At 62.5% G+C, this 23069-nt stretch carries 23 protein-coding genes; 11 read left to right on the top strand and 12 right to left on the bottom strand.

The window, feature by feature from the left end; genetic code table 11:
• Positions 1-19: 19 nt before the first annotated feature.
• The gene (locus tag BFN10_RS13975; RefSeq protein WP_071490164.1) at positions 20-1261 is read right to left on the bottom strand and encodes an acyl-CoA dehydrogenase family protein; all 1242 of its coding nucleotides are present in this window, start codon (positions 1259-1261) and stop codon (positions 20-22) included.
• Positions 1262-1502: 241 nt separating this feature from the next.
• On the opposite strand from BFN10_RS13975, the gene BFN10_RS13970 reads away from it, so the two are divergent.
• Positions 1503-2426, top strand: a complete 924-nt coding sequence (locus BFN10_RS13970; RefSeq protein ID WP_071490163.1) for an ABC transporter substrate-binding protein — start codon at positions 1503-1505, stop codon at positions 2424-2426.
• 255 nt (positions 2427-2681) lie between these two features.
• Here BFN10_RS13970 and gudD read toward each other — a convergent pair whose 3' ends face one another.
• Entirely contained in the window at positions 2682-4007 is a 1326-nt protein-coding gene (gene gudD / locus BFN10_RS13965; RefSeq protein WP_071490162.1) for a glucarate dehydratase, read from the bottom strand.
• Positions 4008-4026: 19 nt separating this feature from the next.
• A complete protein-coding gene (locus BFN10_RS13960) occupies positions 4027-5385 on the bottom strand; it encodes an MFS transporter (protein ID WP_092250746.1) in 1359 nt (452 codons plus the stop codon).
• Positions 5386-5617: 232 nt separating this feature from the next.
• Between BFN10_RS13960 and BFN10_RS13955 the strand changes: the two genes are divergently transcribed.
• The 5 genes from BFN10_RS13955 to BFN10_RS13935 all read left to right on the top strand — a co-directional run bounded on the left by BFN10_RS13955 (position 5618) and on the right by BFN10_RS13935 (position 11497).
• Positions 5618-6337, top strand: a complete 720-nt coding sequence (locus BFN10_RS13955; RefSeq protein ID WP_071490160.1) for a FadR/GntR family transcriptional regulator — start codon at positions 5618-5620, stop codon at positions 6335-6337.
• Positions 6334-7029, top strand: a complete 696-nt coding sequence (locus BFN10_RS13950) for a tRNA (adenine(22)-N(1))-methyltransferase (protein WP_071490159.1) — start codon at positions 6334-6336, stop codon at positions 7027-7029. Before BFN10_RS13955 ends, BFN10_RS13950 begins: the two co-directional genes overlap by 4 nt.
• Before the next feature lie 39 nt (positions 7030-7068).
• Positions 7069-7368 carry a DUF3144 domain-containing protein gene (locus tag BFN10_RS13945; protein WP_071490158.1) on the top strand — a complete coding sequence of 100 codons (300 nt, stop codon included), beginning with the start codon at positions 7069-7071 and terminating at the stop codon, positions 7366-7368.
• Positions 7369-7636: 268 nt separating this feature from the next.
• Positions 7637-9694: a methyl-accepting chemotaxis protein gene (locus BFN10_RS13940; RefSeq protein ID WP_071490157.1), complete on the top strand. Its 2058-nt coding sequence runs from the start codon at positions 7637-7639 to the stop codon at positions 9692-9694.
• Between the two features lie 75 nt (positions 9695-9769).
• A complete protein-coding gene (locus BFN10_RS13935) occupies positions 9770-11497 on the top strand; it encodes an OPT family oligopeptide transporter (RefSeq protein ID WP_071490156.1) in 1728 nt (575 codons plus the stop codon).
• Positions 11498-11535: 38 nt separating this feature from the next.
• Here BFN10_RS13935 and BFN10_RS13930 read toward each other — a convergent pair whose 3' ends face one another.
• Positions 11536-11976, bottom strand: coding sequence for a hotdog fold domain-containing protein (locus BFN10_RS13930; protein ID WP_071490155.1), 441 nt, complete (start codon positions 11974-11976; stop codon positions 11536-11538).
• 134 nt (positions 11977-12110) lie between these two features.
• Between BFN10_RS13930 and BFN10_RS13925 the strand changes: the two genes are divergently transcribed.
• Complete coding sequence (locus BFN10_RS13925; protein ID WP_071490154.1) at positions 12111-12737, top strand: TetR/AcrR family transcriptional regulator; 627 nt, start codon at positions 12111-12113, stop codon at positions 12735-12737.
• Here the strand turns inward: BFN10_RS13925 and BFN10_RS13920 are convergent.
• The gene (locus BFN10_RS13920) at positions 12715-13170 is read right to left on the bottom strand and encodes a VOC family protein (protein WP_071490153.1); all 456 of its coding nucleotides are present in this window, start codon (positions 13168-13170) and stop codon (positions 12715-12717) included. The genes BFN10_RS13925 and BFN10_RS13920 overlap by 23 nt on opposite strands.
• 130 nt (positions 13171-13300) lie before the next feature.
• On the opposite strand from BFN10_RS13920, the gene BFN10_RS13915 reads away from it, so the two are divergent.
• Positions 13301-13927, top strand: coding sequence for a glutathione S-transferase family protein (locus tag BFN10_RS13915; RefSeq protein ID WP_071490152.1), 627 nt, complete (start codon positions 13301-13303; stop codon positions 13925-13927).
• 57 nt (positions 13928-13984) lie between these two features.
• On the opposite strand, the gene BFN10_RS13910 is transcribed toward BFN10_RS13915, so the two are convergent.
• The 3 genes from BFN10_RS13910 to BFN10_RS13900 are packed head-to-tail and all read right to left on the bottom strand — an operon-like array spanning position 13985 to position 17095.
• Positions 13985-15289 carry a CitMHS family transporter gene (locus BFN10_RS13910; RefSeq protein WP_071490151.1) on the bottom strand — a complete coding sequence of 435 codons (1305 nt, stop codon included), beginning with the start codon at positions 15287-15289 and terminating at the stop codon, positions 13985-13987.
• Between the two features lie 41 nt (positions 15290-15330).
• Positions 15331-16047 (bottom strand): ABC transporter substrate-binding protein, encoded by a 717-nt coding sequence (locus tag BFN10_RS13905; protein WP_071490150.1) that lies wholly within the window; start codon positions 16045-16047, stop codon positions 15331-15333.
• Between the two features lies 1 nt (position 16048).
• Positions 16049-17095, bottom strand: a complete 1047-nt coding sequence (locus BFN10_RS13900; protein ID WP_071490149.1) for an Ldh family oxidoreductase — start codon at positions 17093-17095, stop codon at positions 16049-16051.
• Positions 17096-17189: 94 nt separating this feature from the next.
• Here BFN10_RS13900 and BFN10_RS13895 point away from each other — a divergent pair, with 94 nt between their 5' ends.
• Complete coding sequence (locus BFN10_RS13895) at positions 17190-18077, top strand: LysR family transcriptional regulator (RefSeq protein WP_071490148.1); 888 nt, start codon at positions 17190-17192, stop codon at positions 18075-18077.
• 2 nt (positions 18078-18079) lie between these two features.
• Here BFN10_RS13895 and BFN10_RS13890 read toward each other — a convergent pair whose 3' ends face one another.
• The gene (locus BFN10_RS13890) at positions 18080-18706 is read right to left on the bottom strand and encodes a LysE family translocator (protein WP_071490147.1); all 627 of its coding nucleotides are present in this window, start codon (positions 18704-18706) and stop codon (positions 18080-18082) included.
• A 125-nt stretch (positions 18707-18831) separates the two neighbouring features.
• Between BFN10_RS13890 and BFN10_RS13885 the strand changes: the two genes are divergently transcribed.
• Positions 18832-19557: a BPL-N domain-containing protein gene (locus BFN10_RS13885; RefSeq protein WP_071490146.1), complete on the top strand. Its 726-nt coding sequence runs from the start codon at positions 18832-18834 to the stop codon at positions 19555-19557.
• A 141-nt stretch (positions 19558-19698) separates the two neighbouring features.
• Here BFN10_RS13885 and BFN10_RS13880 read toward each other — a convergent pair whose 3' ends face one another.
• The 3 genes from BFN10_RS13880 to BFN10_RS13870 all read right to left on the bottom strand — a co-directional run bounded on the left by BFN10_RS13880 (position 19699) and on the right by BFN10_RS13870 (position 22339).
• Positions 19699-20946: a hypothetical protein gene (locus BFN10_RS13880; RefSeq protein WP_071490145.1), complete on the bottom strand. Its 1248-nt coding sequence runs from the start codon at positions 20944-20946 to the stop codon at positions 19699-19701.
• Positions 20947-21015: 69 nt separating this feature from the next.
• The gene (locus BFN10_RS13875; RefSeq protein WP_071490144.1) at positions 21016-21378 is read right to left on the bottom strand and encodes a hypothetical protein; all 363 of its coding nucleotides are present in this window, start codon (positions 21376-21378) and stop codon (positions 21016-21018) included.
• Between the two features lie 97 nt (positions 21379-21475).
• Complete coding sequence (locus BFN10_RS13870) at positions 21476-22339, bottom strand: LysR family transcriptional regulator (RefSeq protein WP_071490143.1); 864 nt, start codon at positions 22337-22339, stop codon at positions 21476-21478.
• 111 nt (positions 22340-22450) lie between these two features.
• On the opposite strand from BFN10_RS13870, the gene BFN10_RS13865 reads away from it, so the two are divergent.
• Positions 22451-23059, top strand: a complete 609-nt coding sequence (locus tag BFN10_RS13865; RefSeq protein ID WP_071490142.1) for a LysE family translocator — start codon at positions 22451-22453, stop codon at positions 23057-23059.
• The last annotated feature ends 10 nt before the right edge of the window (positions 23060-23069 follow it).

Here is a 23069-nt window from a genome sequence, read left to right as displayed (position 1 = left end):
TTGTTGTGCCCTCGAACTGTCAGTGCTTTGCCACGCCCACCCGCCACTGCGCAGGCGGCAGGACTCCATTGACCAGGTAATTGCCTACGATCCGCGACTTGTACACCCGCGGGTTATGGTTCGCCAGGGTGCGCGCATTGCGCCACAGCCGATCCAGCGCCTTGCTGCTGGCGGTGGCACTGGCGCCCAGGGCGTCGAACAAGGCGGTGGTCGCGGCCAGCGTCGCATCCACCACCGGGTTCACCGCCAGGCACACTTCCAGCTCGGCCAATGCAACCTGCGGATCATCGTCATGCAGTGGCTGGTCATGGGCAATCACAGACTGCGCGGTGTACTCCAGGCGTTGCGCCGCTTGCTGGGCAATCGCTTGAGCAGCGTAGGCTTGGCTCGCGACTTCGCCAATCACCTGTAGCAGTTGCACGTCCTGGCCTGCGGTGTCGGCATTGCCCGTGGTGAAGGTGCGGGCGCGCTGGCTGAGTTCTTCGGCACCGCTGAGGGCGGCGCGTCGGGCGATTCCGGCGAGGGTGCTGAGGTGGTAGAGCTGGAAGAACGACTGTCCATGGCCGAAGCGCTGTTGGGTGGGGCGCGCGTCGTTGTCCATCACCGGTGCGTGATCGAAGATGCAGGTGCCGCTGGCGGTGAGGCGTTGGCCGAAGCCGTTCCAGTCGTCGACGATCTTCACGCCGGGGGCTTTCAGGTCGACGACAACCGTATACACGGTGCCGTTTTCACCGGTCGCGATGGTATTGATCAGGTCGCTGTAGAGCGCGCCGGTGGTGTAGAACTTCTTGCCGCTGATGCGCAATGCGCCGGCGGCATCGCGGTGCAGGCGGGTGTCGAAATCGCCACGGGCTCCGTTGCCGACTTCGGTGCTGCCGGGGGAGAGCAGGGCGCCTTGGCCGAGGCGGTCCAGCCACTTGGCGCGCCAGTCGAGGTCCTTGGCGCTGAGTACGTCTTCGCAAAAACCAAAGTGGCCGCGCAGGGCCTGGGTGATGTTGGAGTCGGCGGCGGACAGTTCCGCAAGCAGCGTGAGCAGCTCGACCAGGGTCGCATCCTGGCCGCCATAACTGGCCGGCAGGCGCCAGCGCGGCAAACCCAGGGCGTTCAGTTGCTGGATCACCGTGGCGAGGCTGGCGCGTGTCTGATCCGCCTCGGCGGCCTGCGCGAGAATGTGCGCAAACAGTGGGCGAAACGGCGCGGCCAGTTGTTCGTAGCGGGCAGTGGGCGGAGCGCCCCAGATATTCAAAGCGGGAATCGACATGCAATGGACCTTGCTGAAAGTGGTTCAGGTGCTGGGGTCCAGTGGTCTGGTGACGTCACCCTAACCCAGCGGCAGCGAAGGTTTTAATACGAAAAGCAACTAGCGACCTGTGGGACGGTTCTATCGATAGTGCCCAACAGTATTAAACCCCGCGCTTTTATTGCGTTAGTTTCTACCTGACGCGACCAGACTGCATGCCCACAGATGGTTAAACCAACCCTCTAACCCTGTGGGATTTTTCATGATCAACCGTCGAACACTGCTGTCCTTGCTGGGCGTGGCCTCCCTTGCGCTCTATGGTCCGTCGGCCAGCGCCGCCGAGCCGTTGACCCTCGTCGTGGGTGACCAGTTCTTTTCCAACCGCATCGTGCTGGAGCTGTCCGGCGAGCTGAAGGACCTGCCGTACAAAGTCGACTTCAAGCGCTTCAACACCGGTTCCCCGGTAGCCTCGGCCGTGGCCAGCGGCGCGCTGGATGTGGGCATCGTCGGCGACACCCCGGTGATCAGCCTGGCCGCCAACGGCGCACCGGTAAAAGTCGTCGCCAGCACCCAGACCAGCCTTGATGGCGTGGGCATTGTGGCGCGCAAGGGCATTCACTCGGTGGCCGACCTCAAAGGCAAGACCGTCGCCATCTGGAACGGCTCATGGAGCCAGCAACTGGCGTACAAGGCGCTGGATGAAGCGGGGGTGCCACGCAGCAGCGTCAACTTCAAATACCTGCTGCCGGCCGAGGCCAGCCTGGCGTTGACCCAGGGCGACATCGACGCCTTCGGCACCTGGGAACCCTACGTGTCGTTGCAGGAAAAAGAAGGCAGCACCCTGATCCGCAACGCCAAGGGCCTGATGAGTGCGCCGACCTACATCGTGGCGTACGAGCCGGCCCTGGCGCAGAAAAGCGCGATCATCAAAGACTTCATTGCCCGCCTGACTCGCGCCCGAGCCTGGAGCAACACCCACGTCGATGAATACGCCGAAGCCTGGGCGAAGGCCAACCAGTCGGCGCCGGAAATCGCCAAGGTGTGGTTCAAGCGCGATGCAATCAAGGTGCTGCCGATCTCGCCGACGATTATCAGCGAGGCCCAGGCCACGGCGGACTTTTTGGTGGATGCACAGATGTTGAAGCAGCGGTATGACGTGGCGCCGTTGTTTGATCGGGTGCTTTAAACATTGGGGAAACAAGCGCTCATAGTATCCATCCGATGGTTGTGCAGGTGCTGAACCAGGGTTTTTTGTTCCGGCGCTCGCCGGAAACAACGAGACGATCCAGAAGCTGATGCTGGCCTTGGGCGTCGAGCTGACGGTACAGCCAATTGCAGGAGCGGGCGTGCTCGCGAAGAAAACCTAGGCATTGCGTTTATCCGGAGAGGACGCGTTATCGTTGGCGATCTTCGCGAGCAAGCTCGCTCCTGCAGGAAGGGGTTATCGCACCAGGCAGGGTTGCTTGTTGTTGAAGCGCCACCCCGGAATCAAGAATTGCATCGCCACGCTGTCATCCCGCGCGCCGAGGCCCATGCCTTTGTAGACTTCGTGGGCCTGGGCCACGGCGTCCAGGTCGATCTCCACACCCAGGCCTGGTTTGCTTGGGACCTTCACGTAACCACCTTCGATCTTCAGCGGCGCTTTGGTCAGGCGCTGGCCGTCCTGCCAGATCCAGTGGGTGTCGATGGCGGTGATGTCGCCCGGTGCTGCGGCGGCCACCTGGGTGAACATCGCCAGGGAAATATCGAAGTGGTTATTGGAGTGCGAGCCCCAGGTGAGGCCCCACTCATGGCACATCTGTGCAACACGCACCGAGCCCTGCAGGGTCCAGAAGTGCGGGTCGGCGAGGGGGATGTCGACCGATTGCAGCTGGATCGCGTGGCCCATCTCGCGCCAGTCGGTGGCGATCATATTGGTGGCGGTCTTAAGGCCGGTGGCACGGCGGAATTCGGCCATGACCTCACGACCTGAGTAACCGTTTTCTGCACCGCAGGGGTCTTCGGCATAGGCGAGTACGTGGTGCTGGTCGCGGCACAGGCGGATAGCCTCTTTCAGTGACCAGGCGCCGTTCGGGTCGAGGGTGATGCGTGCATCCGGGAAGCGTTCGGCCAAGGCGGTGACCGCTTCGATTTCGGCGTCGCCGCTCAATACGCCGCCTTTGAGCTTGAAGTCGTTGAAGCCGTATTTGGCCTGGGCGGCTTCGGCCAGGCGTACCACGGCGTCGCTGGTCAGGGCTGTTTCGTGGCGCAGGCGGAACCAGTCGTCGTCGCTGTCGGCTTCGTTGCGGTAGGCCAGATCGGTTGCGCTGCGGTCGCCGACATAAAAAAGGTAGCCGAGCATTTTTACCGCATCACGCTGCTGTCCTTCGCCGAGCAAGGCCGCCACCGGCACTTCGAGAAACTGGCCCAGCAAATCGAGCAGCGCCGCTTCCATGGCGGTGACGGCATGGATGGTGATGCGCAGGTCAAAGGTCTGCAGGCCGCGACCGGCGGCATCGCGTGAAGCAAAGGCGCTGCGCATCTGGTTGAGGATGCGCTGGTACTGGCCGATGGGCTGGCCGATCACCAGGCTGCGGGCGTCTTCCAGGGTTTCGCGGATGCGCTCGCCGCCGGGCACTTCGCCGACGCCGGTGTTGCCCGAACTGTCCTTGAGGATGACGATATTGCGCGTGAAGTATGGCCCATGGGCGCCGCTGAGATTGAGCAACATGCTGTCGTGGCCGGCGACGGGGATGACCTGGAAGTGCGTAACGACGGGAGTATTCATGGCAGGTTCCTGACGGGTCTCAAAGTGGTTTGCCGAGGGCGGCGGTGGGCACGCCGCTCGGTGGCTTCAATGCGGCAGAGGGGGCCGTCCTGGCAAAAAACACCAGGACCGCGGCGAGCACCGAGGTGCCGGCCAGGCCATAGAGGCCACCCTGGATCGAACCGGTGGTCTGCTCCAGAAAGCCGAAGGTGGTCGGCGCGACGAAGCCGCCCAGGTTACCGATGGAGTTGATCAGCGCGATCACCGCAGCGGCAATGCGCACATCCAGGTAGCCCTGGGGGATCGGCCAGAACAGTGACGACGCCGACTTGAAGCCGATGGCCGCAAAGCAGATCGCCACAAACGCGAAGATAGGCCCGCCGGTGGTCGACATGAACATCCCCGCCGCCGCAATCAGCAGTGCTGCCGCGACCCAGGCCTGCTGGAACTTGAACTTGCCGGACAACGACGCGAAGGCGTACATGGCGATGATCGAGATCAGCCACGGGATCGAGTTGAAGAAACCGACCTGAACATCACTCAAGTCGCCCATCTTCTTGATGATGCTCGGCAGCCAGAACGTGGCGGCATAGATCGTCAGCTGGATGCAGAAATACAACGCGCAGAACAGCAGGATCTGGCGGTCCTTGAGCAGCTTGCCTAGGGTCGGCTTGACGCGGGTGAGGGCTTCGCGGTCGCGTTGTTCCTGGTCGATGGCATTGACCAGTGCGTCCTGTTCCTCGCGGGTCATCCATTTGGCGTCGTGGGGTTTGGAGTCGAGCCAGAACCACACAAAGAACCCCAGCGCCACTGAGGCCAGGCCTTCAATGGCAAACATCCATTGCCAGCCGTGAAAGCCAAACCCTTCGATCTGCAACAGCGCGCCGGAAAGCGGACCGGAAATCAGTGACGCGACCGCCGAGCCACTGAGGAAAATCGCAATGGCTTTACCACGCTCCACACCGGGCAACCAGCGCGTGAAGTAGTAGATCACCCCCGGGAAAAAGCCGGCTTCAGCCACGCCCAGCAAGAAGCGCAGGATGTAGAAGTGGGTTTCGTTCTGAATGAACGCCATCAGCGTAGCGACGATGCCCCAGGTGAACATGATGCGGGTCAGCCAGATACGCGCGCCGACCTTTTGCAGCAGCATATTGGAGGGCACTTCGAAGAGGGCATAGCCGATGAAGAACAACCCGGCACCGAAGCCATACGCCGCTGCGCCGATGCCCAGGTCGTGTTCCATGTGCGTGCGCACAAAACCGATATTGACCCGGTCGATGTAGTTGAGGATGAACATGATCACGAACAGTGGGAGCACATGGCCCTTCACCTTGCTCACGGCGCGCGTGAGGACGGCATCATTTTCGGGTGTGGCAGATGCATGGCTTGAAGTGGTCACCATTCCAGACTCCCCCTGATTGTTTTTATGTGGGTTTGCGTGTCGAGTTGCCAGACATCATACAAGTTGTTTTATTTATTCTGCAACATCCTTGGGTTTTCTTGGTTGTAGAGAGCTTTACAAATTAGTTGTCATACAAGTCGATGGTTTTTTGCGCATCAACCACCCTGTAGGCGCGAGGGCCAGGTGGGGATGTTAAGCTTGCGGCTGCTCAACCCTGTGGACGCGTAATATGCCCATCGATAATGGAAGCTCTGTCCGCAGACGCTCCACCAACCTGGCCCAAGGCGTGGTCGACGCGCTGACCCAACGCATCCTGCTCGGCCAACTCAAACCCGGTGAAAAACTGCCCTCGGAATCCACCATCGTGCACGAGCACGGCGTGAGCCGAACGGTGGTGCGCGAGGCTATCTCCAAGTTGCAGGCGTCCGGCCTGGTCGAGACCCGCCACGGCATCGGCACCTTTGTGTTGGAGCAGCAGGCCCAGCAAGGTTTGCGCCTGCATGTGGACACGGTGGCCAGCGTGCGCAACATGCTGGAGTTGCGCCTGGGCCTTGAAGTACAAGCTGTCGCGCTGGCGGCCGTGCGCCGCACCGACGCCCAATTGGCCCACATGCGCCAGGCGCTGGACGACTACCAGGCTTCCCTGGCCAGTAACGACAGCTGCGTGGAGGAAGACAAACGCTTTCACCAACTGATCGCCGAGGCCACCGGCAACACCTTCTTCACCGAAATCATGCTGCACTTGGGCAATGCGATGATCCCGCGCACCCAGGTCAAGGGCGATGAGCGCGGCGGTGCCGACTTCGCCAGGCTGGGCCAGTTGGCGAACCTGGAACACGAGGCGATCTTCAACGCGATCAAACGCCAGGACCCGGACGCCGCCCGCGCCGCCATGGTGCTGCACCTGACCAACAGCCGCGATCGTTTTTCCGGGGAGCAGGGCCGTTGAACGAACACAGCTTATCCCTGCGCCTGGAGCGCGTGGCCGCTAACGTACCGGCGAGTGCGCGGCTGGCCGATATCGGCTCCGATCACGGTTATTTGCCGGTGGCGTTGCTGCGTCGCGGCCTGATCACGGCGGCAGTGGCGGGGGAGGTGGCGACCACGCCATTCCATGCGGCGCGACGTACCGTGCGCGACAATGGCCTGGAACAGCAGGTCACCGTGCGCCTGGCCGATGGGCTGGCGGCCATCGAACCCCATGACGGCATCACCGCTATCAGCGTCTGCGGCATGGGCGGCGAGACGATCCGCGACATTCTTGAAAGCGGCAAACGGCACCTGAGCGGCCAGGAGCGCCTGATCCTGCAACCCAACGGTGGCGAACAACCGCTGCGCCAGTGGCTGATGGACAACGGCTACGCGATCCTCCATGAAGAGCTGCTGCGCGAGAACCGTTTCTACTACGAGATCATCGTGGCCGAGCGCACCGGACCGGTGGCCTACACCGCCGAACAGCTGTACTTCGGCCCCCTGCAAATGCAGGCGCGCAGCCCGGCGTTCCTGGCCAAGTGGCAGCGCCTGTTGCAGCAAAAGCACAAGACCCTGGCCAGCTTCAAGCAGGCGCGGCAGGCGGTGCCGCAGGAAAAGTGGCAGGAGATTTCCCAACAGGCCAGGTGGATCACCGCGCTGCTGGCTTGATCGACCCTCATTCAAACCTGATGACCAAGGACAACCACCATGGCAGACGCCATCGACCCCACCTTCTACGACCGCGCCGACGCGCATATCGAGCTGTCGAACGCGCAGTTCCAGGCCCACGAAAACCTCGGCCAGGTCAGCGCCTCGATGATGTTTGGCACCACGCGCTTCAACGCCTGGGCGAGTGCGCGCAACTTCAAGTCCGGCGCGGAAATGGCCGATGCACGGGAGGCTATGTTGAAGTACTTCTGCGACCAGTACCGGATGATGCTTGAGGATAATCTGGATGATCACATCAATAACTTCAGCCGGTACATGGCCGGACAGACGCAAGGGTAAGCGAGGCTGTCGGGGAGTGAAAATGTAGGAGGGGGCTTGGATTTGTGGCGTGGTTACAAATCTGCGCTCAGTGATGGGTGGTTTTGCCCCATTTCAGGGCGCTTTGCGTGCACCGTCAGGTGCCAACCCGTCTGTATCCGGCCTCTCTACCAACGGCCCACATCTTGCTAGTGCCTTCCCAATCAATGACATGGCATTTTGCTGTTAGTCATTTCAAGGCTTCACCCGGCGGTGCACCGCCTGGGTCGTTTTTGGGGAGTGGTCGCACATGCACAGCCTTTTATCACCGGGTATCCGCCTGCTGGGGCGGTTCGGCTTTGCGCGCAAGTTCCAGATTCTATTCTTCCTGTTCATGCTGCCCCTGGCGGGCAGCCTGTGGATGATCGGCTCGGACTATCGCGACAAACTGACCGTGATTTCCAGCGAGCAATCCGGCGTTCGCCAACTGCTGGCCCTGGATGGGCTGGACGGCCAGTTGACGGCGCAGCGCAACCTGGCCGCACGCTGGAAAGCCGCCGATATCCTGCACGCCCCGACCCCGGCGGCGAAGGCGGCGATGGACAAGGTCGATGCGAATTTCCCACTGATCCTGCAGAGCCTGCAAGCCCTGGGGGATTCACTCAAGGCCCGGAATGCCGGCGCCGACGTGCTGGCCCGCTTCGATGCGTTGCAGGCCACGGTCAAGGGCATGGACTCCCAGTCTCTGCGCACCGTGGGCTGGTGGCCGGACGGTTACGACCGTTTCACCTCGGCCCTGACCGCCATGCAAACCCTGCGCGAACAGATCACCCTGGACGCCGGCCTGATTCTCGACCCGTGGCTGGAAACCTACCTGTTGATGCAGATTTCCACCCAGTACACGCCGGACCTGATCGAGCGCATCGGGCGCATGGCCAGTGTCGGCCAGTCGTCCATCGCCTCGGGGCAATTCACCTTGCAAAGCCGTTTGCAGATGCGTGACCTGCGCGGCCGTATCGGCGATGCGCGGGACCAATTGGTCAAGGCGGCGGCCTCGCTCAAGGCCAAGCAATATGCCGGCCTGGAACCCTGGACCACCCAGTACGACACCAGCCTGCAACGCCTGGACAACGAACTCAAAGTGCTCGACGACGGCGTGTTCGGCGGCACCATCAAGCTTGATACCGCGGCCTTTGAAACCAGTGTCGACGGCATGCTCGACAGCCTGGGCGCGCTGCGTAACCAATCCCTCGACTCGCTGGATGCGCGCCTGGGTCACTACCGTGACCGTTCGTTGCAGAAATTTGTCCCCGTCGCGGCCCTATTCAGTCTGCTGGCCCTGGCCGCACTGTACCTGTTCATGTGCCTGCAAGCCTCGATCCGCCGCAGCGCCAGCGGCATCACCACCCTGGCCGAGTCCCTGCGCGACGGCAACCTGTGCGTGGAGGTGGCGGTGGAAGGGCGCGACGAACTCGCGGCCATCAGCACCGCGCTGAACGTGGCGGTGGTGCAACTGCGCACCAGCCTGCTGGGGGTCAATCACGAGACGCAGCAACTCGGCTCGGCGGTGCTCACCCTCAATTCGCAATCGGGCAGCACCCTTACCGAAGTCGAAGACCAGCAACACCAAATCAGCCAGATTGCCGCCGCTGCGACCCAGCTGGCCGCCACTTCCCTGGGCGTCGCCAAAAGCTGCGAGCACGCCTCGGGCAGTGCCCAGCAGACCCGGCGTATTGCCGAAGACAGCAGCCGTGACAGCCAGCGCACCACGGCCAGCATCCAGCAACTCAACCAACGCCTGACTGATACCGCCGATGCGCTGGAGCAAGTCAGCCAGCAGGGCCAGCAGATTCAGTCGGTGGTCGACACCATTCGCGGCATCGCCGAACAGACCAACCTGCTGGCCCTCAACGCCGCCATCGAAGCCGCGCGCGCCGGCGAGCAGGGCCGTGGTTTTGCGGTGGTGGCCGATGAAGTGCGCAGTTTGTCGCAGCGCACCCAGGCCTCCACCGCACAGATCGCCGGTACCGTGGACAGCCTGCGCGCCACGGTCAGCCAGGCGGTCACCCTGATGGGCGCCGCGTGTGAACAAGCGCTGGCGGATGCGGAGTCCGTCACCGGGCTGGGCACCCGTCTGGGCGAGATCGCCGGGGCGGTGCAGCAGGTGACCGACACCCTGGCGCAGATCGCCACCGCCGTCGAGGAACAAGCGGCGACGGCGGATGAAGTGAGCGGCAACATCCAGCAAGTGGACCAGGCCGCCGGGCGCTTGCTCGACGGTGCGCGGGCAGTGAACCGCGCAGCCGACACCCTGAGCAAAGGCAGCCAGGCGTTGAGCGATAACACGGCGCGGTTCCGCCTGGGCTGAGCAATGGGATGAACCTTCGGCGGATATGGGGCTCACTTGTCAGGTAGCCCTGTGTTCTTGCCGAAAGGAATCCGCATGCCCGCCACGCCCCTCCCGCACGGCCCCGTGATTCGCGAACTGAGCCTGCGCGCCGTCATCACCGGCACCTTGCTCGGCATTCTGCTCACGCCCTCCAATGTGTACGCCGGGTTGAAGATCGGCTGGTCGTTCAACATGTCGATCATTGCCTTGCTGATCGGCTATGCCATCTTCCAGGGATTGGCCAAGCGTGCCACCGAACCACTGCCGTGGACCTTGCACGAAAGCAATATCAACCAGACCGTCGCATCGGCCGCCGCGTCGATCATTTCCGGCGGGTTAGTGGCGCCGATCCCGGCCTATACCTTGCTCACGGGCAACCAGTTGGACGCTGTGCCGATGATCGCGTGGGTGTTCTCGGTCAGTTTCCTGGGCATTTGGATCGCCTGGTATCTACGGCCGTCTCTGCTGAATGACCACGCGTTGAAATTCCCCGAAGGCATGGCCACCCTGGAAACCCTGTTGCACATTTACAACCACGGTCGCGAAGCCGCGACGCGTTTGAAGGTGCTGCTCAGCGCCGCGCTGCTCTCCGGTTTGGTCAAGTGGGTCGATACCTTTATGTGGGCGTTCCCGCGCTGGTCGCCCAGCGCGCACTTGGAGCGCCTGACGTTCACTGCCGACCCTTCGCTGTTGCTGGTGGGCTTTGGCGGCATCATCGGCATTCGCGTGGGCCTGACCCTGCTGCTCGGCGCCCTGCTCGCCTGGGGCGGGCTGGGCCCCTGGTTGTTGGCGCAACACCTGGTGACATTGCCTGCGGACACCAGCGGCCCACAGTTCGCCGCGCTGGTGGAGTGGTTGCTGTGGCCGGGTGTGAGCCTGATGGTGTGTTCCACCCTGGCCTCGTTGACGATACGTTTGTGGGGTTTGTACCGATCGACCCAGTCCAGCGGCGGCTCGACGTGGACCCTGCCCAAGCCCGGGCCCGCCGCTGGGTTTGCGCTGTCGATCGGGCTGGTGGTGAGTCTGCAGGCGCTGCTGTTCGGCATCGACCTGGGAATGGCGTTGCTCACCATTCCGCTGGCGATCTGCCTGGCTGCCGTCGCCGCGCGCGTGGTGGGGGCCACCGGCATCCCGCCCATCGGTGCCATCGGCCAACTGTCCCAATTGAGCTTCGGCATCGTTGCGCCGGGGCAGGTGCCGATCAACCTGATGAGCGCCAATACCGCTGGCGGTTCAGCCGGGCAATGCACGGACCTGATGAACGATTTCAAGGTGGGCAAGGCCATTGGCGCCACACCGCACAAACAAGTGATCGCGCAGATCCTGGGGGTTTTCATCGGCAGTATCGTCGGTGTATTCGCCTACCTGGCACTGATCCCCGACCCGCAATCCATGTTGCTCACCGAAGAGTGGCCGGCACCGGCGGTCGCCACCTGGAAAGCCGTGGCACAAACCCTCACCCATGGGCTCGACTCGCTATCGACCAGCATCCGCTGGGCGATTGCCATCGGCGGCTTGGTTGGCGTGCTGCTCGGCGTGCTGGACAGTACCTTGCCTGCCCATCGCGCCCGCTTCCTGCCGAGTGCCGCGGCATTGGGCCTGGCCTTCGTGCTGCCGGCTTCGGTTTCGCTGATGATGGCCCTGGGCGCCATACTGACCTGGCTGGTGAGCTGCCGCTGGCCGAGCCTCACCGAGCGTTTTGCGATTACCGCCGCTGCCGGCTTGATCGCGGGGGAGAGCATCACCGGCGTCGGTGCTTCATTGTGGTCGATGGTGAGGTGACGCATGGCTCGGCAAACGCCGAGCCTACCGTCCCGGCCTCAGGCGATCTTCACATTCATGGTGATCTTCGCCGTAAACACCTTCACCCCGCCCTCATCGAAAATATCCACCGGCACGATCTTGTCGCCAGCCGTTGACCAGTCAATGCCACTGCCATCCGCCACCGCACGTATGTTCGACTTGGCCTTCGCCAGGTACTCCACGGTCATGCCCTTGGGAATCCATCTGGCGCCTTGGGCAATCGACACATCCGTCATCGTGCCGCCGGCCAATTCCGCCGCGTTGCACAACGCAATCGCATGCACCGAGGCCAGGTGGTTGGTGATTTCCTTGCGAAACGGCACGTTGACCACCGCATGGCCTGGGCGCAGTTCGGCGATTTCAGGGTTGATGGTGCTGAAGTAGGGCGCCACCTGGCAGGCCATCTGGCTGAAGGCGGCTGGGCCTACGCTGTTGAACATGCTGAGAAACTGACTCATGGATTTCCTCCTGATAGGTTTACAGAATAATATTCTGTGACGGAACAATATTCTGTAAATTCCAAGGGTGTCAAGCCATGCCTTCTCTAGCGGCTGCTGTACCTTTAGACTCCGCACATTTGGCGAGCGACTTCATGCACGCACCTGATCTGATCGAGCGCACCTTCCCGGGCCGACGCAGCGACCTCAAGCGCAGCATCCTGCGCGAGGCGCTGGCCTGCTTTAACGAAGTGGGTATTGAAGCCACGAACATCGAAACCATCCGCGCGCGGTGCGACACCAGCGTGGGTGCCATCTACCACCATTTCGGCAGCAAGGAAGGCATCGTCGCCGCGCTGTTTTTTGCCGCGCTGGAGGACCAGGCCGCCCTGCGTGAGCACTACCTGACGCAGGCGCAAACCGCCCAGGCAGGTGTGCAAGCGTTGGTGTGCAGCTATGTGGAGTGGGTGGACGCACAACCCGACTGGGCGCGCTTTGTGTTCCAGAGCCGTTTCGCCGTGGCCAACGGCCCGTTCAAGGATGAATTGCTCACCCGCAACAAACAGCGCAATCGGCAATTGACCGAGTGGATGAGCGAGGAGGGCCGCGCTGAAGCGTTCAGCCACATTCCCGCCGAGCTTTTGCTCTCGCTGATCATTGGCGCAGCGGAAAACTACGCCCGGGCGTGGTTGTCCGGGCGGGTCAAGAAAAGCCCGAATGCCTATGCGTCGTTGTTGGCCCAGGCGGCGTGGGCGTCGATCAGCCAAACGCCTCCTCAATAAACGCCTCGAGTGTCTTCTCTTCCAGGATCTCCATGGAGAAGTGCCCGAAGCGCTTGGGCAGCCAGATAATGCGCCCGCCAGAAGGTGACTGCAGGTTCTCGCGGGCCAGGGGCACGCCGTTTTCATTCTCGGGTTGCACACCGGCGGCGATCAGCTCGTCATAGGCGACCTCGATGTCCGGCGTGGTGTAGCAGTGGCGGTAAATCATGCCTTCGCCGTGGGCGTCCAACAGCTCGCGCAGATTCCCGACAATCGGCTGGACCAGCATGAACCGCTCTTGCCCCATCAGCACCACGGCATAGCGCACATGCAGACCGCCGCGTTCCCACACGAAAGTCTTTGAGATGCGTGCGTTGAGGATGTACGCGTAATAGGCGCAAGCCTCCTCGAGGTTTTCAACCAGTATGTCGACGTGACTGAACTTCAGGTCCATGGAGGAACTCCTGTGAAATCGATCCCCATGGTAACCACGCGTGTTTGTCGCGTTGAAATTTAATTGTCGGCACTCCCGGACGCTGGCGTAGTCTGTTTCCAAGACATCCTTTCGCTCCGCGGAGTACTCAATGATCATCGTCCACCACCTCAACAACTCACGTTCGCAACGCATCCTGTGGCTGCTCGAAGAACTCGGCCTGCCTTACGAGATCAAGCGCTACCAGCGTGACCCAAAGACCAACCTGGCGCCGCCGGAACTCAAGGCCATCCACCCGCTGGGCAAATCCCCGGTGATCGAAGACGGTGGCCAGGTGTTGATCGAGTCCGCCGCGATCATCGACTACCTTATCCGCCATCACGGCCAGGGCCGCCTGCAACCGGACCCGGCCAGCGCTGCCTATGACACCTACGTGCAATGGCTGCACTTCGCCGAGGGCTCGGCCATGTTGCCGTTGATGCTCAACCTCTATGTTGGCCGCCTGGGTGAAGCCGGCGCGCCGTTGCATCCGCGTATTGAATCGGAAGTGGCCAACTACCTGGGTTATCTGAACGACGCGCTGGCGGATAAAGCATACTTGCTGGGCGACGAGCTGAGCGGTGCGGATATCCAGATGAGCTTTATCGGCGAAGTCGCCGGGGCCCAGGGCAAATTGCAGGCCTACCCGCACCTGGCGGCTTGGGTGGCAAAATTCCAGGCCCGACCTGCGTATCGCAAGGCAGTGGAGCAGGGTGGGGAGTATGCGTTTGCCAAGTGACGCGGGCTAGGCAAAGCGGGCCAGGCTCATCAAACACCTGGTCCGCCGCACTTGCAATCAAACGAACAGCGTAATCGCCCCGGTCAACAACGACACCCCGATCATCAGCAGCGAGAGCAATACCGCCCACTTGACTGTGCTCTTCTGAAAGTCCCCGAGGTCTCGGTCAATCATCCCCACCAGCAACAAGGTCGATGCCACCAGCGGGCTGATTTGATGCACTGGTTGACCCAGTACCGACGCGCGGGCAATGTCCATCGGGCTGATGCCGTAAGCCGCCGCCGCGTTAGCCAGGATCGGCACCACGCCAAAGTAATAGGCGTCGTTGGACAGCAGGAACGTCAACGGCATACTAGTAATTGCCACCACTAGGGGAAACAAATGCCCCCAGGACGGCGGGATGGCGTGGACCAGTAACTGGGCAATTGCGTCGACCATCCTGGTGCCGGAAAAGATCCCCGCAAACACCCCGGCTGCAAACACCAGCAGCACCACGACCATGGCATTGCCGGCATGGGCGAGCATCCGTTCTTTCTGCAGGTTCAGGTGCGGGTAGTTCATCACCAGCGCCACCATGAAGCCCAGCAAAAAACTGATCACCGAATTCAGCAGCCCGGTGACCAGGCACACCATCACGATCAGCACGAGGATCAGGTTGGGCACCACCATCCGTGGTTTTTTATGTTCTCCCTGGCCGATGATCGATTCGATGTAGCAATCATCACCGCCACTGGCCAGGTTCACCACGCCCATGCGCCTGCGCTCGCGCCGCCCCAGCAGGAATGCGCTGTAGAGCACACCGAGCGCACCCACTGCCATGGTCGGTAGCAAGGGGATGAAGTACTCGGCGGCATCCAGCCCGAGTACGGCGATCACCCGTGTGGCCGGGCCACCCCAGGGGGTCATACCGCCCATGACGCTGAGCGACAACACGCACAGGCTCGCCAGGATCATCGGGTTCATGCCGATCCGCTTGTACAGCGGCAGCATCGCCGCGCAGGTGATCATGTAGGTCGTGGTGCCGTCACCATCCAGGGCGGTGGTCAACGACAGGATCGCGGTGCCCATGGCGATCTTGACCGGGTCCCCGTTTACCACCCTGAGGATCAGTTTGATCATGGGGTCGAACAAGCCGGCGTCAAACAGCACGCCGAAAAACAGAATCGCGAACAGCAACAAGGCGGCCGATGGCGCGACCAGCTTGATGCCGTCGAGCATCATTTTGTCAGTGGTGAGCGCGAAACCTGCCAGGATCGAAAAGATCACTGGCACCACGACCAACGCCACAATCGGCGAAAGCCGCTTCGCCATGATCAGGTAGGTAAACACCACGACCATCGATAAGCCGAGAAATGCCAACATGTCAGGTACTCTTGTTTTTATTGGGAATGTCGCAGGCGTTGTCAGTGGGCGACGGTGGCACCCACTATTCCGTGGCGTTCGAGGGCCTTGGCGACGAAGCCGCTGGCCTTGGCCCGCTCGACGAATTGGTGCAGCAGGTCGGCGGCTTCCTTGCCATACGCATGGGGCACGCCCATGGCCTGGCGGATCTGCATGAAGCGCCCCGGCAGCAAGCGCAGGCCGGGCAACCGCGCGGCATCGAACTCCAGCTGCTGCTTTACGCCCGCCGCCACATTGGCACCGCTGGCCAAGAAGGTCTCGACCACGGCAGGCGAGGTGGGGGAGCGAACAATTGTGGCGTGCTTGAGCTCGCGTGTCAGGTGCAAGTCATAGGCGCTGCCTTTGCCCACCACCAGTTCAATTCCGGGCATATCCACTTGGGCGTTGTCGTCCAGGGGCGAATCGTCCCTGACCAGGTAGCAGCCTTCGATCAACACGTAGGGTTCGGTAAACGCCAGTTGCTCGGCCCGCGCCGGGTCGATGGCGAAGAAGCCGAAATCGGCGCGGCCCGCTGAAACCGCCGCAACTGATTCCCCGGCACTCTTGAACACGCACAGCGCCAGCGTCAGCCCGAGCTCGGCGGCGAAGGCGTGGGCCAGGTCCACCGATACGCCAACGGCCTGGCCGGCGTCATCCAGTCGCGCGAGGATAGGGTTGCCCACATTGATTGAGGCTCGGATCACACCGGTGGGGGCCAGTGTGAAAGGGGATCGGTTCATCTCAGGCCACCCGGCTTGCGTACAGGTCAAGCAAGCGCTGGGTCGGGGCCTCCACCGGCACGCCGTCGCGCAGATAGCGCTGCATCTTCTTCAACTCGATTTCACCGGGGACAATCACCGGTGCAACCGGATCGATGGCCGGGCTCTGGTGCAGGATGGCGGCGAAGTCGGTCATGCGTTCCTGCAGCCAGGCCGAGGAGCCCAGGCGCGCCGTGTTGATCAGAATGAAGAAGTGCCCCAGGTTTTGCGGCTCGTCCGGCGCATCCACCCAGGACTTCACGTGGGTCAGGTAGGCCGCATCCGACAGCAGGCCGGCCAACAGGTCGACGACCAGTGCCAGGCCGTAACCCTTATGGCCGCCAATCGGCAACAGAAAACCGTCCAGTGCTGCGCGCGGATCGGTGGTGGGTTTGCCGTTGGCGTCTGTGGCCCAGTTGTCCGGGATAGGTTCCTGACGGGTGAGCGCGTTACGGATCTTGGCGCGGGCGACCACACTCATGGCCATGTCGAGCATGAAGTGGTTGCCATCCGGGTTCGGCACGCCAAAACCCAGTGGGCTATTGCCCAGCCGCGCGTCACTGCCGCCTGATGGCGCAATCGTGGTGGTCGCGTTGCTGCCAATGATGCTGGCGAAACCGTGCTCGGCCGCAATGTAGGCATACGGCGAAACAGGCCCGAAGTGGTTGCTGCCGCGGGCCAGGACCAGGCCAATCCCAAACTGCCGGGCCATCTGCATGCCGGCCTCCAGTGCGACCATGCCGACCAGCGGGCCGACCGCATTACGCCCTTCAACCCGTGCAATCGCCGGCGCGACGCTTTCCACCAGCGGCTCGGCCGAGGCGCTAATACCGCCGGACTCAAGCCGCTCGCCGTAGGACTCGATGCGGCTCAAGCCGTGAGTGGTCAAGCCGAACAGATCGGCCAGCACCAATACGTGACTCACCAGGTTGGCGGCATGCTGGGAGAGTCCCAGGCCTTGAAAGGCAAGGCTCCCGAGGCGGCGCAGGTCTTCACATGCAATGGCGGGCAGTTCGTTGTTGTTATTCATGGATAAGGCTCGTTGATTCGACTGAATTGACAGCGTGCAGCGCGGCGATTAAAAAGAGAAATGCAAATAAAAGTGTGATCTATGAGGTAAACGCATGAATTTTGATCTCGCGGATCTTCGCGGTTTTCTCGCGGTGGCCGACCTGGGAAGTTTCAGCGCGGCTGCCCAAGCGTTGCACTTGTCGCAATCGGCACTCTCCCGGCGAGTCGACAAACTGGAGCAGGCGCTGGGTGTGCAGTTGTTCGAACGCACCACGCGGCGTGTCGAACTCTCCACCATCGGCCGGGGGTTCCTGCCGCGTGCGCGCAACGTGCTGAATGAACTGGAGAGCGCGTTGATAGGCTTCCACGATCTGGCCTACCGTCTCTCCGGCGAAGTCACGATTGCCTGCGTGCCCTCTGCCGTGGCGTATTTCCTGCCTGATGTGATTCGGCTATACCACGCCAAATACCCGGGCATCCGGGTGCGGGTGATCGATGAGTCGTCCTCGGCGATCTTGACCGTCGTGGCCAGGGGCGAGGCGGACTTCGGCCTGACCTACATCGGCACCCAGGACGCCGATGTGGTCTTCCAGCCGTTGCTGGAGGAAGAATTTGTGGTGGCACTGCAGGTCGGTCACCCGCTGACCAAGCGCGCCTCCCTGACCTGGGATGACCTGGCCGGGGTCGACTACATCAGCCTGGCACAAGGCAGCGGCAATCGGTTCTTGATCGACCAGGCCCTGGCCCACCGCGATGTGCGGCCGCGCTCATTCTGCGAAGTGAAGCATGTGCCAGCGTTGGTGAGTCTGGTGGAGGCGGGGTTGGGTGTTGGCGTCGTGCCCAAATTGGCGATGCCGGCCAATGGGCATGCGACGCTGGCCACGCGGCCGCTGACCGACCCGGCGATCAGCCGCACGCTGGGGCTGATATCCCGGCGTGGGCGGGCACTGTCGCCGGTGGCGCAATTGCTGTTTGACCTGCTGATGGCGGTGAAAAAGTAGCCTCAGCGCTGCTGCAACGCCACCTTCAGCCCCAGCCCCATAAACAGCGTGCCGATGATTTTTCCTTCCCAGCGCCGCAGTTTGGACAGCCCCTTGATGCCTCGGCTCAAGGGGCGGATGGCGAGGGCGAGCAGGCTGGTGTACACCGCACTGAGCACCGAGAAAATCAAACCCAGCACCGCGAACTGCACCAGTGATGAGCCGGCTTCCGGGTGCACGAATTGCGGCAGGAAGGCCAGGAAGAAAATCGCGGTTTTCGGGTTGAGCAACTCGGCACCGACCGCCTGGAAAAACGCCTGGCGCGGCGTGACCGCCGGCAACGTCAGCCCTTTCTGTGTGCCGGTCTTGGCCATGAACGCGCGGACGCCCAGGTAGATCAGGTAAGCCGCGCCGGCCCACTTCACCGCGTTGAATGCGGTGGCCGAGGTCATCAGGATCGCCGACAAGCCCAGCGCCGCGCCCAGGGTATGCAGCAGGTCGCCGCACGCCACCCCCAGGCCGGTGGCGACCCCGACCTTGCGGCCGCCCTGCACGGTGCGGGTGATCACCAGCAACACGGACGGGCCGGGGATCAGGAACAGGCCGATCACGACGGCGACATAGGTAATGAGGGCGGCGAGTTCAAACATGATGGGCACTCTCGGAACGGGGCTCGACCGCCAGTTATCCCCAACTGAACGTCGTTTACAACTGTTAACGGATTCAACGGCGCAATCGCTATAGGCTTTGCGTGGTCCTTCAGGAGTCCTCGACCATGAACCTGCGAGCTGTCGTCGCCACGTTGTTTGCCTTTGCCCTTTTGCTGCCGTCACCGGCCGAAGCCTCGGCGCCTATCACCCGTGTCGCCATATATCGTGGCCTGGCAGGCTGCGATGACTGTTCGGAAAACGTGGCAAAGGCCCTGCAGCGCATCAACCCCAACTACCGTATCGACTTCGTGGGCGCCGACGAGCCTATCGACATCACGCCGCAAACCCTGGCGCGCTACGACCTCTACGTGCAACCCGGCGGCGGCCAGGACATCCCCGGCGCTTTGCGCAGCCTGGGCGATGCGCGCAGCGAGGCGATCCGCGATTACGTGGCCAACGGCGGGCGCTACCTGGGCTTGTGCATGGGCGCCTACCTGGCGGATGACAGCAACCTCGGCCTGATCCCGGTGGACCTCGACGGCGAAGCCGGCCGCCCCGGTTTCGAAGTGCCCGACAGCGCCGACGCCGCCGTGCAGGTCACTTGGGACGGCAAGCCTGACCAGGTGTTCTTCCAGGACGGCCCGTACTTCCCCAAGGTCGCGCCCTACACGGCCATCGCCACCTACCGCAACGGCGACATTGCGGCGGCGCGGTATACCTTCGAGAAGGGCGTGGTGATCCTGAGCGGCCCCCATCCCGAAGCCAGTGCGCAGTGGTTCGAGAACGCTGAAATCCCGTTGAGCCAAATGCCCCGGGGGGACCTGTTTGGTTCGCTCATACGGCACTTCTAACCGCCTCTTCATTCCTTGTGGTGAGCGGGCTCATTGTGGTGGACAGGCCCGTTCATCACACGTTGAGTACGACTGCGGCTAAAACACAATGGGCGATCAGCCGGCGCGTCGGTGTGTTCTTGCGTGGCGTGGAGCGCCTAATCAGCGCACCACATCCAGCGTCTGGATTTCATTCACATAGTGGGTCTGGCTCGACGTCGACTCCAGCGTCAGGGCCACCCCCAGGTCCTCGATAAACGCGCGCGACGACGTGTAGCCGTCCTGTTCGCAGGCCAGCCGGATGGCATCGCCTGTCAACGATGCAAACACCTGGCGCGCCGGGAAGCGCTCGCCGACCTTGCAGGTCAAGGTGGTCTCGGTCGGTTTGTCAGTGGGCTTGACCGGCACATTGGCCATCTTCAGGTGCGCACTCAGGGTCTGGCCCGGTGCCCAACTGGTCGGCAGTTTTACCTCGGCCTCGCGGGTCTGCAGCACCTGGCCTTCGCCTACACCGTTCATTTTCGATTTCAGCTGGATCAGGTCCGCCAACATCAGTCGGTCCACGTTGAAGGCGCTGCCGTAGGCCTCATTCTTGACCAGCAAACCGCCCTCGGCCTTGAACCGGATGGTGATCGGCGCGTCCTTGCCCGCGGCATTCCTCGACAGGTAGGTGTAGCTCAACGTCTTGAACCTGGGCTGCAACAACGGTGCATCGAGGCTCTGGAGCACAGTGGGCGGTACCGGCACATCGGCGAGATTGGTGTCGGCCACTGTGCGCGGGTAATCGACCGGCGCGATGTCCGGCCGCAGCAGCGCGACCAGGCCGGGAGTCACACCGCCCTGCACCGAACAACTCACACGGGAATGCTGGCCCTCCGGTTCCACGATCAGCACCCGTTCCACATGGCGCAGCCCCGGTGCCTTGCCCGGCATCGGCTTGATCGCCTGCCAGCTGTTGCCCACCTTCAGCTCGCTGCGCGTGTATTGCCCTTCGCCTTTTTGCAGCGCAGCGGGTTGGTCCAGCAGTGCGGCAAAGCGCTGCGCGACCTCATCAATGTTGCCGTCCACCGTGAAACCCCAGAAGTAATACAGGCCCAACGGGCCGAGATCGCTGACCTCATCGTTGTAGGACAGCAACTTCAAACCGGCGATGGCCGGCGCGCTCACCGGCACGGCGGTGGCCTTGGGGTCGGTGCGATCGCGTACCGCGATCCAGCTGAAGTCCTTCTCTTGCTTGAGCGGCGCGTAGGCCTGCCAGGCGTCGCGGTGGGTGTTCAGGCTGCTGAAAAAACTCGCGTCGCAGCGGGTGAAGGCCTTGAGGGTGTCGACCAGGGCGGCGTCGTCGGCGTGGGCCATCGAAGGCGACAGCAGGGCAGACGCGAGCAGGGCAGCGGAAAGCGGCAACTTCATGGGGCGGGATTTCCTTTTCAGCGGGCGGAGAGCAGGGCGAGGCATTATCCAGCAGTTGGGCGCCAGGCTCTAGTTGGCTGAGCGGGTCAGGCGCAAACGCCAATTGCCGCCGTGCTGGGTTTGGCAGGCTTCTTCGGAGTCAAGTTGAACGCAGCGCGGCAACGGCACGGGTGGGATGTCGGCATCGTGCAGGGCCGCGGCTGTGAGTTCGCGGATGCGTGCGTCCAACCCGGTCGCCACCGCGTGGTCTTTATTGGCGCGGGTGTCGAAGACCCAGGTGATGCGCAGGCTTTGAGGGAAGTCGGCGTAGTTGACCGTGTGCGTCAGCCATTCAAACCCCGGGATTTCAGCCTTCGCTGTTTCGCAGGCGTCAGTCAGTGCTGCGACCAGTTGGCGTTCGATACCAACGGTTTCACGTTTGGACAGGGCCATGTATAGCTCCGAATGCAGATCAATTATAGGCGCTGTCGAGCTTCAGCGAGGCTGCTATGGGATCACCTCGGTGTCCAGATAGCGCGACGCGCCAGGGCTACGCCTGAGCTCTCAGCGCACTGATGATAAACCCATGCAGGCTGTTGACCGCCTTGGATCCGCGCGAAGCCCGACTACGTAGAATCGACACCTCCATCGGTTCGATAGCGCCCAAGCCGTGTTCGCTGCTCAAGACCTGCAAGGACGGCTGCACGGTGCACTCTGTAATCGCAGCAATCGCCAGCCCACCTTCCACGGCGGCGAGCTGGCCGGCCAGGCTGGAGCTGTTGTACACCACTTTGAACTGGCGGCCCTGTTGCGCCAGTGAATTCACCGCATACCGGCGCGCCAGGCTTTCGCTTTCGTAGACGGCGATAGGCACCGGGTCGCGGCGCCACAGCTCGAATTGCGCGGAGCCGACCCACACCATCGGCTCCTTGAACAGAAACGTCCCTGTGTGCGGCGAGTCCCTGGACACCAGCGCAAGATCAAGGTCGCCGCTGCGCAAACGCGGGATCAGGGCGGTCGACTGTTCACAGGTCAGCTCGATGTCGACCCCCGCATAACGCGGCGCAAAACGTTTGAGCAGCGGCGTGAGGTACTTGGCTGCGTAGTCCTCGGCCACCCCCAGGCGGATACGCCCGGTCAACGCCTCGCCGTGAAACGCTGCCTGGGTCTCGGCGTGCAGGGCGAGCATGCGACGGGCATAGCCCAGCAGTGTCTGGCCGTCATCGGTCAGTTGCAGGTGCCGCGGGCCACGGTTGAGCAAGGGCCGGCCCAGGGCAGCCTCGAGTTTTTTCATCTGCATGCTGACGGCGGACTGCGAGCGGTTCACCTCATGGGCCGCCCCCGACAGCGAACCGGCATCCACCACGGCGACGAAGCACTTGAGCCAATCGATCTGCAAATCGCTGGAAGACATGGCGATAACCTTTATTCGTTAATCGAATGGCTGCGACGTGAATTATGCGCTTTTCACGGTCGTTGTTCATTTGCAAGATAGCAGTCAAAACCACCCATTGCGGACTTGATCATGCCCTTCGAGACCTGGTTGCTCTACCTGATCACCTGCTGCGGGATATCCGTGGTGCCAGGTCCGAATGCGTTGCTGGCGCTGACCCATGGCGCGCTGCACGGCAGTCGCAGAACCCTGTTCACCATCAGCGGCGGCGTGCTCGGTTTTGCCTTGGTGCTTGCGCTGTGCGCGCTGGGCCTGGGCGCACTGATCCAGGCCTCGGCCACCGCGTTCACGGCCTTGAAGATTGCCGGCGGGCTCTACCTGATCTGGCTGGGCTACGGACTGTGGCGCGCCGCCCCCGTCAGCCTGGAAACAGCGGCCACTTCCAGCCTGCGACGCTGGTCGCTGTTCCGCCAAGGGTTGGTCTCGGCCCTCTCCAACCCCAAGGCGTTGCTGCTGTTTACCGCGTTTATCCCACCCTTCCTCGACCCCCACAGAAACATCATCACGCAGACCGCCATCATCGCGCTGACCTACGCCGTGGTGGAGTTCGTCGTCGAATACCTGGTGGCCAGCGCCGCGCACCGGGTGCGGCCATGGTTGGCCCGCACCGGGCGGCGGTTCAATAAAGTCTGTGGTGGGTTCTTTGTGTTGTTCGGGGTGGCGTTGCCGTTGCATAGCTGAGGGCGAGACG

The organism is Pseudomonas extremorientalis (assembly GCF_001870465.1).
GTDB lineage: Bacteria > Pseudomonadota > Gammaproteobacteria > Pseudomonadales > Pseudomonadaceae > Aquipseudomonas > Aquipseudomonas extremorientalis.
The sequence above is the reverse complement of the archived record's forward strand: the minus strand, read 5'-3'. Positions and strand labels throughout refer to the sequence as shown.